This window comes from Pseudomonas sp. P4_C1 (assembly GCF_056402155.1).
Window position 1 is genome coordinate 253,216 of sequence record NZ_JBFUHY010000004.1, and the last position, 16,285, is coordinate 269,500.

At 58.5% G+C, this 16,285-nt stretch carries 12 protein-coding genes; all 12 read left to right on the forward strand.

Annotated elements, in window-relative coordinates; genetic code table 11:
* The first annotated feature begins 68 nt into the window (after positions 1–68).
* The 12 genes from bamA to kdsA all read left to right on the forward strand — a co-directional run bounded on the left by bamA (position 69) and on the right by kdsA (position 16,237).
* Positions 69–2,459, forward strand: a complete 2,391-nt coding sequence (bamA, locus tag AC1DU9_RS04760; protein ID WP_223458390.1) for an outer membrane protein assembly factor BamA — start codon at positions 69–71, stop codon at positions 2,457–2,459.
* 45 nt (positions 2,460–2,504) lie between these two features.
* The gene (locus AC1DU9_RS04765) at positions 2,505–3,008 is read left to right on the forward strand and encodes an OmpH/Skp family outer membrane protein (protein ID WP_007990260.1); all 504 of its coding nucleotides are present in this window, start codon (positions 2,505–2,507) and stop codon (positions 3,006–3,008) included.
* A gap of 3 nt (positions 3,009–3,011) precedes the next feature.
* Positions 3,012–4,067 carry a UDP-3-O-(3-hydroxymyristoyl)glucosamine N-acyltransferase gene (gene lpxD, locus AC1DU9_RS04770; RefSeq protein WP_223458391.1) on the forward strand — a complete coding sequence of 352 codons (1,056 nt, stop codon included), beginning with the start codon at positions 3,012–3,014 and terminating at the stop codon, positions 4,065–4,067.
* Between the two features lie 266 nt (positions 4,068–4,333).
* The gene (fabZ, locus tag AC1DU9_RS04775) at positions 4,334–4,774 is read left to right on the forward strand and encodes a 3-hydroxyacyl-ACP dehydratase FabZ (protein WP_007978374.1); all 441 of its coding nucleotides are present in this window, start codon (positions 4,334–4,336) and stop codon (positions 4,772–4,774) included.
* A complete protein-coding gene (gene lpxA, locus AC1DU9_RS04780) occupies positions 4,771–5,547 on the forward strand; it encodes an acyl-ACP--UDP-N-acetylglucosamine O-acyltransferase (protein ID WP_223458394.1) in 777 nt (258 codons plus the stop codon). The genes fabZ and lpxA overlap by 4 nt, the downstream gene beginning before the upstream one ends.
* Positions 5,548–5,549: 2 nt before the next feature.
* On the forward strand, positions 5,550–6,680 hold the full coding sequence (gene lpxB, locus AC1DU9_RS04785; protein WP_223458396.1) for a lipid-A-disaccharide synthase: 1,131 nt from the start codon (positions 5,550–5,552) through the stop codon (positions 6,678–6,680).
* Between the two features lie 11 nt (positions 6,681–6,691).
* Complete coding sequence (gene rnhB / locus AC1DU9_RS04790; protein ID WP_008019543.1) at positions 6,692–7,318, forward strand: ribonuclease HII; 627 nt, start codon at positions 6,692–6,694, stop codon at positions 7,316–7,318.
* A 77-nt stretch (positions 7,319–7,395) separates the two neighbouring features.
* Complete coding sequence (gene dnaE / locus AC1DU9_RS04795) at positions 7,396–10,917, forward strand: DNA polymerase III subunit alpha (RefSeq protein WP_477809817.1); 3,522 nt, start codon at positions 7,396–7,398, stop codon at positions 10,915–10,917.
* Positions 10,918–11,056: 139 nt separating this feature from the next.
* The gene (locus AC1DU9_RS04800; RefSeq protein WP_007990250.1) at positions 11,057–12,004 is read left to right on the forward strand and encodes an acetyl-CoA carboxylase carboxyltransferase subunit alpha; all 948 of its coding nucleotides are present in this window, start codon (positions 11,057–11,059) and stop codon (positions 12,002–12,004) included.
* A gap of 147 nt (positions 12,005–12,151) precedes the next feature.
* On the forward strand, positions 12,152–13,480 hold the full coding sequence (gene tilS / locus AC1DU9_RS04805; RefSeq protein ID WP_223458400.1) for a tRNA lysidine(34) synthetase TilS: 1,329 nt from the start codon (positions 12,152–12,154) through the stop codon (positions 13,478–13,480).
* 274 nt (positions 13,481–13,754) lie between these two features.
* Positions 13,755–15,386, forward strand: coding sequence for a CTP synthase (locus AC1DU9_RS04810; RefSeq protein ID WP_095943886.1), 1,632 nt, complete (start codon positions 13,755–13,757; stop codon positions 15,384–15,386).
* A gap of 5 nt (positions 15,387–15,391) precedes the next feature.
* Entirely contained in the window at positions 15,392–16,237 is an 846-nt protein-coding gene (gene kdsA, locus AC1DU9_RS04815) for a 3-deoxy-8-phosphooctulonate synthase (RefSeq protein ID WP_056720954.1), read from the forward strand.
* Positions 16,238–16,285: the final 48 nt, after the last annotated feature.

A 16,285-nucleotide genomic window follows, 5' to 3' on the forward strand; every position in this document is an offset into this window, starting at 1 on the left:
GCTGAATTGCGAATCTGCCGCATTTTGCGGCAGTTTGTTTATTGCCAGTTGGAATAAGAAAGGACTTCATGAAACGTCTGCTGCTAACTGCGGTTCTCACCGTATTGATGATCGCCGAAGTTCACGCCGAGTCCTTCACTATCTCTGATATTCGCGTCAATGGCCTCCAGCGGGTCTCCGCGGGGAGCGTCTTTGGTGCTTTGCCGTTGAACGTCGGTGAACAGGCGGATGATCGTCGCCTGGTGGAATCCACTCGTGCGTTGTTCAAAACCGGTTTCTTTCAAGATATCCAGCTGGGCCGCGATGGCAACGTCCTGGTCATCACGGTAGTCGAGCGCCCGTCTGTTGCCAGTATCGAGATCGAAGGTAACAAGGCGATCTCTACTGAAGACCTGATGAAAGGCCTCAAGCAATCCGGTCTGGCCGAAGGCGAGATCTTCCAGCGTGCCACCCTTGAAGGTGTGCGTAACGAATTGCAGCGCCAGTACGTCGCCCAGGGTCGCTACTCGGCTACCGTCGACACCGAAGTGGTGCCGCAACCGCGTAACCGCGTCGGCCTGAAGGTCAACATCAACGAAGGTACGGTTGCCGCTATCCAGCACATCAACGTGGTGGGCAACACGGTTTTCCCCGATGAAGACCTGATCGACCTGTTCGAACTCAAAACCACCAACTGGTTGTCGTTCTTCAAGAACGACGACAAGTACGCCCGTGAAAAACTGTCCGGTGACCTGGAGCGTCTGCGTTCCTACTACCTGGACCGTGGCTATATCAACATGGATATCGCTTCGACCCAGGTCTCCATTACACCGGACAAGAAGCACGTCTACATCACGGTCAACGTCAACGAAGGCGACAAGTACACCGTTCGTGACGTCAAGCTCAGCGGTGACCTGAAAGTCCCTGAAGACCAGGTCAAGTCCCTGCTGCTGGTGCAAAAAGGCCAGGTGTTCTCGCGCAAGCTGATGACCACCACCTCTGAACTGATCACCCGCCGTCTGGGTAACGAGGGTTATACCTTCGCCAACGTCAACGGCGTGCCTCAGCCGCACGAAGAAGATCACACCGTAGACATCCTGTTCGCGGTCGATCCGGGTAAGCGTGCCTACGTGAACCGCATCAACTTCCGCGGCAACACCAAGTCCGAAGACGAAGTGCTGCGTCGTGAAATGCGCCAGATGGAAGGCGGCTGGGCTTCGACCTACCTGATCGACCAGTCCAAGACCCGTCTGGAACGTCTGGGCTTCTTCAAGGAAGTCAACGTTGAGACCCCGGCCGTGCCGGGTGTCGATGACCAGGTGGACGTCAACTACAGCGTTGAAGAGCAAGCCTCCGGTTCGATTACCGCCAGCGTCGGTTTCGCCCAGAGTGCCGGTCTGATCCTTGGTGGCTCGATCACCCAGAACAACTTCCTGGGTACCGGTAACAAGGTCAGCATCGGCTTGACCAAAAGCCAATACCAGACGCGTTACAACTTTGGTTTTGTTGACCCCTACTGGACGGCTGATGGCGTGAGCCTGGGTTACAACGCCTTCTACCGCACCACTGACTACAAAGACCTCGATGTCAACGTAGCGAGCTACGCCGTAGACAGCTTGGGTGCAGGTGTCAGCGTCGGTTACCCGATCAGCGAGACTTCGCGTCTGACCTTTGGCCTGAATGCGCAGCAGGATAAGATCAAGACCGGTGAATTCACCGTCGACGAGATTTTCGACTTCGTTAACCGTGAAGGTGATCAGTACCTGAACTTCAAGGCTTCGGCCGGCTGGTCCGAATCTACCTTGAACAAAGGCGTATTGGCGACCCGTGGTCATTCTCAAAGCTTGACGGCGGAAGCCACCATACCGGGTAGCGACCTGTCGTTCTACAAACTCGATTACCGTGGCCAGTTGTTCCAGCCACTGAGCGAAAATTACACCATGCGCCTGCACACCGAATTGGGTTATGGCGACGGTTACGGCTCGACCGATGGCTTGCCATTCTATGAAAACTACTATGCTGGTGGTTTTAATTCGGTTCGTGGCTTCAAGGACAGCACTCTGGGTCCTCGTAGTACGCCGAGTCGTGGCGTGGGTGTAACGGGTAATACCGGAACGCTGGCTGATCCGGACGATGATCCACTGCCGTTTGGTGGTAACGTCCTGATCCAGGGCGGTGTGGAAGTACTGTTCCCTATGCCTTTCGTCAAGGATCAACGATCCCTGCGTACCTCGGTATTCTGGGATGTGGGTAATGTGTTCGACTCCAAGTGCGAGCAGACGACAAATACCAACCCTGCGTCGAAGTCCAACACGCAGTGCAACGACATCAGCTTGAGCAACTTGGCCAGTTCTGTCGGTGTGGGTGTGACCTGGGTCACCGCACTGGGTCCTCTGAGTTTCGCATTGGCCATGCCGGTCAAGAAACCGGATAACGCTGAGACTCAAGTGTTCCAATTTTCCCTCGGCCAGACGTTCTAAGCGTCTGACCCAAGATAACGACAATGAATTTTGTAGGAGTGCATCGTGCGTAAGTTGACTCAATTGGTTCTCCTGGCCAGCGTACTGGTCGCTGGTCCGGCATTCGCCGACATGAAAATTGCTGTTCTGAACTATCAGATGGCTTTGCTGGAGTCCGATGCGGCCAAGAAATACGCCGTGGATGCCGAGAAGAAGTTCGGTCCTCAACTGACCAAGCTCAAGACCCTGGAAAGCAGCGCCAAGGGCATTCAGGACCGCCTGATGGCCGGTGGCGACAAAATGCAGCAGGGTGAGCGCGAGCGTCTGGAGCTTGAATTCAAGCAAAAGGCCCGTGACTTCCAGTTCCAGTCCAAGGAGCTGAACGAAGCCAAGGCCGTTGCCGACCGTGAAATGCTGAAGCAGCTCAAGCCGAAACTGGACAGCGCTGTGGAAGAAGTCATCAAGAAAGGTGCTTTTGACCTGGTCTTCGAGCGTGGCGCAGTGATTGATGTCAAGCCTCAGTACGACATCACTCGCCAGGTTATCGAGCGCATGAATCAGCTGAAGTAATCCATGACCGTGACCATTAAGCTCGGCCAGCTGGCCGAGTTCCTCGGCGCCACGCTACATGGCGATCCCGAGAAAGCAATTACTGGGCTAGCCACCTTGCAGGAGGCTGGCCCAGCTCAGTTGAGCTTTCTCGCAAACCCCCAATACCGTAAGTACCTGGCAGGTAGTCAGGCTGCAGCCTTGTTGCTGAAAGCCGCTGACGCCGAAGGTCATTGCGGGGATGTGCTGGTGGTGCCGGATCCGTATGCGGCCTACGCACGTGTTTCCCACCTGTTCGATCCCAAGCCCAAGTCCGCTGCCGGCATACATCCCACGGCGGTGATCGCTGCGGATGCGGTAGTCGATCCTGCGGCGAGTATCGGTGCTTTTGTGGTGATCGAAAGCGGTGCGCAGATTGCAGCCGGTACGACTGTCGGCGCGCATTGCTTCATCGGTGCTCGCAGCGTGGTGGGTGAGGGTGGCTGGCTCGCGCCGCGTGTGACCCTTTATCACGACGTTCGCGTCGGCAAACGGGTCGTCATTCAATCCGGAGCGGTGCTCGGCGGCGAAGGTTTCGGTTTTGCCAATGAAAAAGGTATCTGGCAGAAAATCGCCCAGATCGGTGGCGTGTTGATCGGCGATGACGTTGAAATCGGCGTGAACACGGCTATAGATCGCGGTGCGCTGGCCGATACCATCATCGGTAATGGTGTGAAGCTCGACAACCAGATCCAGATCGCTCACAACGTTCAGGTCGGTGATCACACCGCCATGGCCGCCTGTGTCGGGATCTCCGGCAGCACCAAAATTGGCAAGCATTGCATGCTCGCTGGTGGTGTGGGGCTGGTAGGGCATATCGAAATTTGCGACAACGTTTTCATCACCGGGATGACCATGGTGACCCACTCGATTACCGAAAAGGGTTCCTATTCTTCCGGTACGGCCATGCAGCCGGCAGCCGAGTGGCGCAAAAGCGCGGCACGCATTCGTCAGCTCGATGACATTGCGCGGCGTCTGCGCCAGCTGGAAAAGCAAGTAGGGGAAGTGACCCCTGACGGTAATGCTTCATCAGATGGCTGATACCATTTCCATATCAAGTGTGCACAGCCGCAAAACAGACTGCGTGGAAACGTAGCGAGCGAAGACAAGACAAGGCAAAAACAGGCGAGGAACGGTTGGAGTCGCACTCGACTTTACTGGCTGTAAATGAGCATTCCGAGCCTGTTTTTAACGCAGTATTGTCGAGCGCAGTAGTTTCCACACAGTCTGTGGACTGGCTCCTTGATTTGCTAGAGGAACGTGCGTCAGTCGCGCGCTCCCAATCTTTACATAGGCTTCCCCCCGAAATGATGGACATCAACGAGATTCGCGAATACCTGCCTCACCGTTACCCGTTCCTGCTGGTGGACCGGGTAGTGGAGCTGGATGTTGAAGGCAAGCGCATTCGCGCCTACAAGAATGTCAGCATCAACGAACCGTTCTTCAACGGTCACTTCCCTGCGCATCCAATCATGCCTGGCGTATTGATCATCGAAGCAATGGCTCAGGCTGCCGGGATCCTTGGTTTCAAAATGCTCGACGTGAAACCGGCCGACGGCACTCTTTATTACTTCGTCGGTTCCGACAAGCTGCGCTTCCGCCAGCCGGTTCTGCCAGGCGATCAGTTGATCCTTGAAGCCAAGTTCATCAGCTGCAAGCGTCAGATCTGGAAGTTCGAATGCCAGGCTTCGGTCGATGGCAAGCCTGTCTGCTCCGCTGAAATCATCTGCGCGGAACGCAAGCTATGAGTTTGATTGACCCTCGTGCAATCATCGATCCGACAGCCGTTCTGGCTGACGGCGTCGAGGTCGGCCCGTGGTCGATCGTCGGCGCAGGTGTGGAAATCGGCGAGGGGACAGTCATCGGGCCGCACGTGATCCTCAAGGGCCCGACGCGAATCGGTAAGCACAATCGCATCTACCAGTTTTCCTCGGTGGGCGAAGACACACCTGACCTGAAGTACAAGGGCGAGGAAACCCGTCTGGTGATTGGTGATCACAACGTCATCCGCGAAGGCGTGACGATTCACCGTGGCACCATCCAGGACCGTTCGGAAACGACCCTGGGCGATCACAACCTGATCATGGCGTATGCCCACATCGGCCACGACAGCGTTATCGGCAACCACTGCATCCTGGTGAACAACACCGCACTGGCGGGCCATGTGCATGTGGAAGACTGGGCGATCCTTTCCGGTTTTACCCTGGTTCACCAGTATTGCCACATTGGCGCCCACAGCTTTTCAGGCATGGGTACTGCCATCGGCAAGGATGTTCCTGCGTATGTCACGGTGTTCGGTAACCCTGCCGAAGCCCGCAGCATGAACTTTGAAGGCATGCGTCGTCGCGGTTTCAGCGAAGATGCGATTCACGCCCTGCGTCGCGCCTATAAGGTAGTTTACCGCCAGGGCCTGACCGTGGAGCAGGCGCTCGTCGAACTGTCCGAGCCTTCTGCGCAGTTCCCGGAAGTAGCGGTGTTCCGCGACTCCATCCAGTCTTCGACCCGCGGCATCACCCGCTAATCATGGCCAATCTGCGTATTGCGCTGGTAGCGGGCGAGGCTTCCGGCGACATTCTGGGCGCGGGCCTCATGCGCGCGCTCAAGGCTCGTCACCCGGCTGTCGAATTCATCGGTGTGGGTGGTCCGCTGATGCAGGCCGAAGGCCTGACCCCGTATTTCCCGATGGAACGTCTGTCCGTCATGGGCCTGGTGGAAGTGCTGGGCCGGTTACGCGAGTTGCTGGCACGGCGCAAGAAGCTGGTCGCCGACCTGATCGAAGCGAAACCTGATGTGTTCATCGGTATCGACGCGCCAGACTTCAACCTCAATATCGAACTCAAGCTGCGCCAGGCCGGGATCAAGACCGTGCATTACGTCAGCCCGTCGGTCTGGGCCTGGCGGCAGAAGCGGGTGCTGAAGATTCGCGAAGGCTGCGACCTGATGCTCACGCTGTTCCCGTTCGAAGCCAGATTCTACGAAGAGAAGGGCGTACCGGTGCGGTTCGTCGGCCATACCCTGGCCGACGCCATTCCACTCGAAGCCGATCGCAGCGCAGCGCGGGCCGAACTTGGTTTGCCTGACGGGCCGCTGGTGGCGTTGATGCCGGGCAGCCGCGGTGGTGAAGTTGGCCGACTCGGCGCGTTGTTCCTCGATACGGCCCAGCGCTTGCGTACGTTGCGCCCGGGCGTGCGGTTTGTCATGCCTTGCGCCAGTGCGCAGCGTCGGGCTCAGCTGGAGGAGTTGCTGGCCGGTCGTGATCTGCCGCTGACCTTGCTCGATGGCAAGTCCCATCTGGCCCTGGCAGCCTGCGACGCCGTGCTGATTGCCTCCGGAACCGCAACACTTGAAGCATTGCTGTACAAGCGGCCGATGGTGGTTGCCTACCGTCTGGCACCGCTGACGTTCTGGATTCTCAAGCGCATGGTGAAAAGCCCCTACATTTCATTGCCGAACTTGCTGGCTCAGCGTCTGTTGGTGCCCGAGTTGTTGCAGGACGATGCAACGGTCGAAGCGCTGGCCCAGACCTTGTCACCGCTGATCGAGGGCGGGGAAGAGCAGACCCGTGGCTTTGATGAGATTCACCGGACCCTGCGTCTGGATGCCTCCAACCAGGCTGCGGACGCAGTGCTGAACCTGATCGGCCAAGACAAATGAGTAAAACGAACATGCAGATGGGGCTGGATTTTACCTTGGTCGCCGAAGTCGAAGAGTTGGTTGCCGGCGTCGATGAAGTCGGTCGCGGCCCGCTCTGTGGCGCGGTGGTTACGGCGGCGGTGATCCTTGATCCGAACCGCCCGATCCTCGGCCTGAACGACTCGAAGAAACTCACCGAAGCCCGCCGCGAAAAGCTCTACGACGAAATCTGCGAAAAAGCCCTGAGCTGGTGTATCGCTCGCGCCGAAGTCGAAGAAATCGACGAACTGAATATCCTGCACGCCACCATGCTGGCCATGCAGCGCGCGGTTGCCGGGCTGCACATCCAGCCGAAGCTGGCGATGATCGATGGTAATCGTTGCCCAAAGCTGCCGATGCGCTCCGAAGCCGTGGTCAAGGGCGATAGCAAGGTTCCAGCCATCGCCGCCGCATCGATTTTGGCCAAGGTCAGCCGTGATCGTGAAATGGCGGCGTTCGAATTGATTTACCCGGGTTACGGCATTGGTGGGCATAAAGGCTACCCGACGCCCGTTCATCTGGAAGCGCTCGCCCGTCTCGGCCCGACCCCGATTCACCGGCGTTCATTTGCCCCGGTGCGGCTGGCCTATGAGGCGCGAGAAGGTCTCATCGAGAGTTAGTCGCGAGGCTGATTTTTTTTACCAAGGCCCGGTACAATCCGGGCCTTGTTGTCTTCATGTTTATAGACAGGATCACTATGCCGGCTTCATTCGTTCACCTACGCCTGCACACTGAATACTCCCTGGTCGACGGTCTGGTGCGGATCAAGCCGCTGGTCAAGACCCTGGTCGGCATGAACATGCCTGCCGTAGCGGTCACTGACCAGAACAACATGTGTTCCCTGGTCAAATTCTATAAAAACGCCATGGGTGCCGGGATCAAGCCGATCTGCGGCGCCGACCTGTGGCTGTCGAACAAGGATCCGGACAACCCGCTGAGCCGGATCAGCCTGCTGGTGATGAACGCCGAAGGCTATCGCAACCTCACCGAACTGATTTCCCGCGGCTTTATCGATGGTCAGCGCAATGGCGCGATCATCATCGAGCGCGAATGGGTCGCTGAAGCCAATGCGGGCTTGATCATGCTGTCGGCGGCCAAAGAAGGCGAGATCGGCCAGGCCATGCTCAGCGGCAATCCCGCCGAGGCCGAAACCCTTGCCCGCGAATGGATGGACGTGTTTCCGGATCGTTTCTACCTGGAAATCCAGCGCACCAACCGCCCGAACGATGAAGAACAGCTGCACGGCGCGGTGGCGCTGGCCGAGAAGCTCGGTGCGCCGCTGGTGGCGACCAATGACGTGCGCTTCATCAAGCAGGAAGACTTCGCCGCCCACGAAACCCGCGTTTGCATCGGTGAAGGCCGCGCCCTCGACGATCCGCGGCGTTCGAAGAATTACAGCGATCAGCAGTACCTCAAAAGCGCCGATGAAATGGCCGAGCTGTTCAGCGACATTCCCGAGGCGCTGGAAAACACCGTCGAGATCGCCAAGCGCTGCAACATCGAAGTGAAGCTGGGCACGCACTTCCTGCCCAACTTCCCGATCCCCGATGGCATGACCATCGACGAGTACTTCCGCAAGGTGTCCTTCGACGGCCTGGAAGAGCGGCTAAGCGTTCTGCTGCCCAAGGACACCACCGAAGACTACGAGGCCAAACGCCAGGTCTATGTCGACCGGCTGAATTTCGAGCTGGATATCATTATCCAGATGGGGTTCCCCGGGTACTTCCTGATCGTGATGGACTTTATCCAGTGGGCCAAGAACAACGGCGTACCGGTGGGTCCTGGCCGTGGATCGGGTGCCGGGTCGCTGGTGGCCTATGTGCAGAAGATCACCGACCTCGACCCGCTGGAATACGACCTGCTGTTCGAACGTTTCCTTAACCCGGAACGGGTTTCCATGCCCGACTTCGACGTCGACTTCTGCATGGACGGTCGTGACCGGGTGATCGACTACGTGGCCGAGAAGTACGGCCGCAATGCGGTAAGCCAGATCATCACCTTCGGTTCCATGGCCGCCAAGGCTGTGGTCCGCGACGTGGCGCGGGTGCAGGGCAAGTCCTACGGCCTGGCGGATCGCCTGTCGAAGATGATTCCGTTCGAAGTCGGCATGACCCTGGAAAAGGCCTACGAGCAGGAAGAGATCCTGCGCGACTTCATCAAGGTCGATGAAGAAGCCGCGGAAATCTGGGAGATGGCCCGCAAGCTCGAAGGCGTTGTGCGTAACGTCGGCAAGCACGCCGGTGGTGTAGTTATCGCGCCAACCAAGCTGACTGACTTCTCGCCGATCTATTGCGACGAGGCCGGTGACGGTCTGGTAACCCAGTTCGACAAGGATGACGTCGAGGCGGCCGGCCTGGTGAAGTTCGACTTCCTCGGTCTGCGGACCCTGACGATCATCGACTGGGCGCTAAAAACCATCAATCGTGACCGCGCCAAGGTCAACGAACCGCCGCTGGATATCGCGTTCATCCCGCTGGATGACAAGCAGACTTACACCTTGCTGCAAAAAGCCGAAACCACGGCGGTGTTCCAGCTTGAATCCCGGGGCATGAAGGAGCTGATCAAAAAGCTCAAGCCCGACTGCCTGGAAGACTTGATCGCACTGGTGGCGCTGTTCCGTCCAGGCCCGCTGCAGTCAGGCATGGTGGATGACTTCATCAACCGTAAGCATGGTCGCGCCGAGCTGGCGTATCCGCACTCGGACTACCAGTACGAAGGCCTCAAGCCAGTACTGGCGCCGACTTACGGCATCATCCTGTATCAGGAACAGGTGATGCAGATTGCCCAGGTCATGGCCGGTTACACCCTCGGTGGTGCGGACATGCTGCGTCGAGCCATGGGTAAGAAAAAACCCGAGGAAATGGCCAAGCAGCGCGGTGGCTTCATTGAAGGTTGTGCCACCAACAACATCGATGCGGACCTCGCCGGTAACATTTTCGACCTGGTAGAAAAATTCGCCGGTTACGGCTTCAACAAATCCCACTCCGCTGCTTATGGCCTGGTGTCGTATCAGACCGCGTGGCTGAAAGCCCATTACCCGGCACCGTTCATGGCTGCGGTACTCTCTGCGGATATGCACAACACCGACAAGGTCGTGACCTTGATCGAAGAAGTGCGGACCATGAAGCTGCGTCTCGACGCGCCGGACGTGAACACGTCCGAGTTCAAGTTCACGGTGAACGACGAAGGCCGGATCATTTACGGCCTCGGTGCCATCAAGGGCGTGGGTGAGGGCCCGGTCGAGGCGATCACCGAAGCGCGTCTGGCCGGTCCGTTCAAGGACCTGTTCGATTTCTGCGCCCGGGTTGACCTCAAGCGCATCAACAAGCGCACCCTCGACGGCTTGATCCGCAGCGGCGCGCTGGATCGCCTCGGGCCGTATTTCCACGATGAGCAGAAAGCCTACCAGGCCAACATCGACCGCAATCGCGCGGTGCTGCTGACGGCCATGGAGGAAGCGATCAAGGCGGCCGAACAAACTGCACGCACCCAGGACAGCGGTCACTCCGACCTGTTTGGCGGTCTGTTTGTCGAAGAGGACGCCGACGTCTACGCCAATCACCGCAAGGCCAAGGAGCTGACCCTCAAGGAGCGCCTGAAAGGGGAGAAAGATACCCTCGGCCTGTACCTGACCGGTCACCCGATTGACGAATACGAGGGTGAAATCCGTCGCTTCGCCCGTCAGCGCATCATCGACCTGAAACCGGCGCGCGATACCCAGACGGTCGCCGGGATGATCATCGCCTTGCGGGTGATGAAGAACAAGAAGGGTGACAAGATGGGGTTCATCACCCTCGACGACCGCTCAGGGCGGATCGAGGCCTCGCTGTTTTCCGAGGCGTTCCATTCCGCGCAGTCGCTGTTGCAGACCGACGCGATGGTGGTGGTCGAAGGCGAGGTCAGCAATGACGACTTCTCCGGTGGCCTGAAGTTGCGGGTCAAGCGGGTGATGAGCATGGAAGATGCGCGCACCAACCTGGCCGAAAGCCTGCGCCTGAAGTTGCATGCCAAGGACCTCAAGGGCGATCAGCTACGCTGGCTGGGTGAACTGTTGAAGCGTCACCGCGGTGCGTGCCCGATCACCATGGATTACACCAGCCCTGATGCGAAGGCCTTGTTGCAGTTTGGCGAAGGCTGGCGGATCGATCCGGCGGATGCGTTGATTCAAGCCCTGCGTGACCAGTTCGGGCGAGACAACGTCTTCCTCCAATACCGTTGACCGGCAGGTGATCTCAGAACGCCTGCCCGCAACCTGAATTTTTAATCTCGACCTCAACGCGCCTGTCCCTTAAGGTAGGGCGCGAATAGACAACCGGCCGGCCCAAGATCCCTTGGGACTCGACCCAAGACGGACGCCTATGAACCCGAATTTTCTAGATTTCGAACAGCCGATCGCCGACCTGCAAGCCAAGATCGAAGAGTTGCGCTTGGTCGGTAATGACAATTCGCTGAATATCGGCGATGAGATCTCCCGCCTGCAGGACAAGAGCAAAACGCTGACCGAAGACATTTTCGGCAAGCTGACCAGCTGGCAGATCGCACGTCTGGCGCGTCACCCGAAACGTCCGTATACCCTGGACTACATTGAACACATCTTCACCGAGTTCGACGAGTTGCACGGTGACCGTCACTTCTCCGACGACGCTGCCATCGTTGGCGGTATTGCCCGTCTGGACGACCAGCCGGTGATGATCATCGGTCACCAGAAGGGCCGTGAAGTGCGCGAGAAAGTTCGCCGCAACTTCGGCATGCCACGTCCGGAAGGCTACCGCAAGGCTTGCCGCCTGATGGAAATGGCCGAGCGTTTCAAAATGCCGATCCTGACCTTCATCGACACCCCGGGCGCCTACCCTGGCATCGACGCCGAAGAGCGTAACCAGAGCGAAGCGATCGCCTGGAACCTGCGTGTCATGGCCCGCCTGAAAACCCCAATCATCGCCACCGTGATCGGTGAAGGTGGTTCCGGTGGTGCACTGGCGATCGGTGTCTGCGACCAGTTGAACATGCTGCAGTACTCGACCTACGCGGTGATCTCGCCGGAAGGTTGCGCGTCGATTCTGTGGAAAACCGCCGAGAAAGCGCCGGACGCCGCTGAAGCCATGGGCATCACCGCTGAGCGCCTGAAAGGCTTGGGTATCGTGGATAAAGTGATCGGCGAGCCATTGGGTGGTGCGCACCGCGACCCAGCCGCTGCCGCCGCATCGATCCGCGCCGAGCTGAGCTCGCAACTGGCGATGCTGAAGAAGTTCGATAACGACGCGCTGCTGGCCCGTCGTTATGAGCGTCTGATGAGCTACGGTCTCTGATCTGACCTCGCTTCGGCCAATGATGCAAAACACTGTGGGAGCGAGCTTGCTCGCGATGAGGGTATAACAGTCGACGAATATGTTGAGTGTTAGGCCGCTATCGCGAGCAAGCTCGCTCCCACATTTGATTTGTGCAAAGGGAAAGATATGGATCGGCCCGCGATTGATTTGCCTTCCAGGCTTTTGCTGAATCTGAAACCATGGCGCAATGCGGCCCATTGGCACATCGCCTTCTCCGGCGGCCTGGACTCCACCGTCCTGCTGCACCTTCTCGCACAACTCGCAAAAACCGAATCCCTGCCGGCGCTGAGCGCCATCCATGTTCATCACGGCCTTCAAGCTGTGGCCGATGCGTGGCCGGAACATTGTCGTGCTGTGTGCGCTGCGCTGGGCGTGCCGCTGCAAGTGGTTCACGTGCAGGTGCAACCGGGTGCCAGCCTTGAACGTGCAGCTCGGGAGGCGCGGTATCACGCCTTCACTGAAACCGTTCAGGGCAACGAAGTGCTGCTGACAGCCCAGCACCGCGACGATCAGGCGGAAACCCTGTTGTTTCGCCTGTTGCGCGGAGCGGGCGTGCGCGGATTGTCCGGGATGCCGCGTCATCGCCCGTTGGGCAAGGGGTATTTGCTGCGGCCATTGCTTGATGTCACGCGGGCTGAACTGGAGGCTTATGCCAATGCGCATGGCTTGAGCTGGATCGAAGATCCCTCGAACCAGGATCGGCAGTACTCGCGCAATTACCTTAGGCATCAAGTCTTGCCCGTGCTGATCCAGCGCTGGCCACAAGCGGTGGCGACCATGGCCCGCAGCGCGGCGCATTTTACTGAAGCGCAGGGGCTGCTCGAAGAGCTGGCGGACATGGATTTGCGTGAGGCCAGCTCTGCCAGTGAGTTTGCCTGGCTGGGCTTGCGATCCCTTGAACTGGCGCCGCTTGCGCAATTGTCTGTTGCCCGGCAGCGCAATGCCTTGAGTCATTGGCTCGATCCGCTGACTCGCTTGCCGGATACTGACCATTGGTCGGGTTGGGAGAATTTGCGCGACGCCAACGGCGATGCCTGTCCGGTGTGGCGGCTGGCTGATGGCGAACTGCACCGTGCAGGCGGGCGCATCTGGTGGCTGTCCGGTTGCTGGCTGCGCACTATGCCCTCTGCTGGAACGTGGCAAAGTCCAGTATCACCGCTGATATTGCCGGATAACGGTGTACTGAGTGTCACCGGCCAAATCCCCGATGGCCCGTTACAGATCCGCTATCGTGAAGGGGGAGAGGTCATGGCTTTGCCAGGCCGCGGCCATCGGGACCTGAAACGTTTGCTCAATGAAAGCGGTGTACCGTCCTTCGTACGCGGCAGATTGCCGCTGCTCTACAAAGACGGGCAACTGCTGGCGGTAGCGAACCTCAAGGGGCTCGATGGTGGTGCGATCGGCGACTGGCATTTGCATTGGCAGCCACTGAACGAAGATCAAGGTTTGAGCTGAAAGGGGCTTTCCGGTAGACTACGCTCCCTTCTTGATACAACTTCTGTGGATTCGCCTGAATTGCAGGAGTTGCCGATTACCAAGCAGTCTTTGCTGGGCGATTCCAAAAAATGTGTAGCGAGCAACGAACCGGTGTTTCATTTTCCGGTCTGTCCCAACGCGGCGGTTTTTTTGAAAGGTGCGCTGTGATTAATGCAGGTGATCGGGGGCTTCGGCCTTCCTTCGCTTTCCCCGGCGGCTCGGACCGCTTTAACGCAGACTTCTAGGGTTTTTCATGACGCGCTACATATTCGTCACGGGCGGTGTTGTTTCTTCATTGGGGAAAGGCATTGCATCGGCATCATTGGCGGCCATCCTGGAGGCGCGGGGACTTAAGGTCACCATGCTGAAGCTGGACCCGTACATCAACGTCGACCCGGGCACCATGAGCCCGTTCCAGCACGGTGAAGTGTTCGTCACTCACGACGGCGCGGAGACCGACCTGGACCTGGGCCACTACGAGCGGTTCATCCGCACGACCATGACCCAGAACAACAACTTCACCACCGGCCGTGTCTACGAACACGTCCTGCGCAAAGAGCGCCGTGGTGACTACCTGGGTGCAACCATCCAGGTGATCCCGCACATCACCGACGAAATCAAGCGCCGCATCATCAAGGGTGCGGGCGACGCTGACGTGGCTATGGTCGAGATCGGCGGCACCGTGGGTGACATCGAGTCGCAACCGTTCCTCGAGGCGATCCGCCAACTGCGTTTCGAAGTCGGCGCCAAGCGCGCGATGCTGATGCACCTGACACTGGTGCCGTACATCGCCACTGCCGGCGAAACCAAGACCAAGCCAACCCAGCACTCGGTGAAGGAGCTGCGTTCCATCGGCCTGCAACCCGACGTGCTGGTCTGCCGCTCCGATCACCCGATCGATATTTCCTCGCGTCGCAAGATCGCGCAGTTCACCAACGTTGAAGAGCGTGCGGTGATCGGCCTGGAAGACGCCGACACCATCTACAAGATCCCGGGCATCCTGCACTCCCAGGGCCTGGACGATTTTGTCGTCGAGCGTTTCGGCCTGCAATGCGGCGGTGCCGATCTGTCCGAGTGGGAAGCCGTGGTCGACGCCAAGCTCAATCCTGAGCACGAAGTCACCATTGCGATGGTCGGCAAGTACATGGAGCTGCTGGACGCCTACAAGTCGCTGATCGAAGCGATGAGTCACGCCGGCATCAGCAACCGTACCAAGGTCAACCTGCGCTACATCGATTCCGAAGACATCGAGAACCAGGGCACTGCGTTGCTGGAAGGCGTCGACGCCATCCTGGTGCCAGGCGGCTTCGGTCTGCGTGGCGTTGAAGGCAAGATCACCGCCGTGCAATACGCTCGCGAAAACAAGGTTCCGTACCTGGGTATCTGCCTGGGCATGCAAGTGGCCGTCATCGAGTTCGCACGTAACGTGATGGGCTGGAAAGACGCCAACTCCACCGAGTTCGATCGTGCAAGCGGTCACCCGGTCGTGGGTCTGATCACCGAGTGGGAAGATGCCACCGGCGCTGTTGAAACCCGTACCGAAACCTCGGATCTGGGCGGCACCATGCGCCTGGGCGCGCAGGATTGCCTGCTGGAGCCGGGCTCGCTGGTCCACGGCTGCTACGGCAAGGACGTGATTGTCGAGCGTCATCGTCATCGCTACGAAGTGAACAACAACCTGCTGCCGCAAATCATGGAAGCCGGTTTGAAAATCTCCGGTCGTTCCGGTGATGGCGCACTGGTTGAAGTGGTTGAAGCACCGGATCACCCATGGTTCGTCGCTTGCCAGTTCCACCCGGAGTTCACCTCGACGCCACGTGACGGTCACCCGCTGTTCAGCGGTTTCGTCAAGGCAGCGTTGACTCAACACCAGAAGAAGGCGTAACCCCGATGGCACAGAAGATCATCCGCGTCGGCGACATCGAGATCGCCAACGACAAACCCATGGTGCTGTTCGGCGGCATGAACGTGCTGGAAAGCCGCGACATGGCCATGCAGGTTTGCGAAGAGTATGTGAAGGTCACCGAAAAGCTCGGTATCCCTTACGTGTTCAAGGCCAGTTTCGACAAGGCCAATCGGTCTTCTGTGACCTCCTATCGTGGTCCTGGCCTGGAAGAGGGCATGCGCATCTTCCAGGACATCAAGCAAGCCTTCGGCGTGCCGATCATCACCGACGTCCACGAGCCTGACCAGGCCGCGGTCGTCGCTGAAGTCTGCGACATCATCCAGTTGCCAGCTTTCCTGTCACGCCAGACCGACCTCGTGGTCGCGATGGCCAAGACCGGTGCAGTGATCAACATCAAGAAAGCCCAGTTCCTCGCGCCTCAGGAGATGAAACACATCCTGAACAAATGCGTAGAAGCCGGTAACGATCAGTTGATCCTCTGCGAGCGTGGTTCGAGCTTCGGCTACAACAACCTGGTCGTCGACATGCTCGGCTTCGGCATCATGAAGCAGTTTGAATACCCGGTGTTCTTCGACGTGACCCATGCGCTGCAAATGCCTGGCGGTCGTTCCGATTCCGCCGGTGGTCGTCGCGCCCAGGTCCTCGATCTGGCAAAAGCCGGCATGAGCCAGTCCCTGGCCGGCCTGTTCCTGGAAGCCCACCCGGATCCGGACAACGCCAAATGCGATGGTCCTTGCGCCTTGCGCCTGGACAAACTGGAGCCATTCCTGGCCCAGCTCAAAGCCCTGGACGAACTGGTGAAGAGTTTTCCGACGGTAGAAACCGCGTAATCCTCAATTCTCCGGTAAAGTACCGCACGATTTAACGCCCAGGCCCTC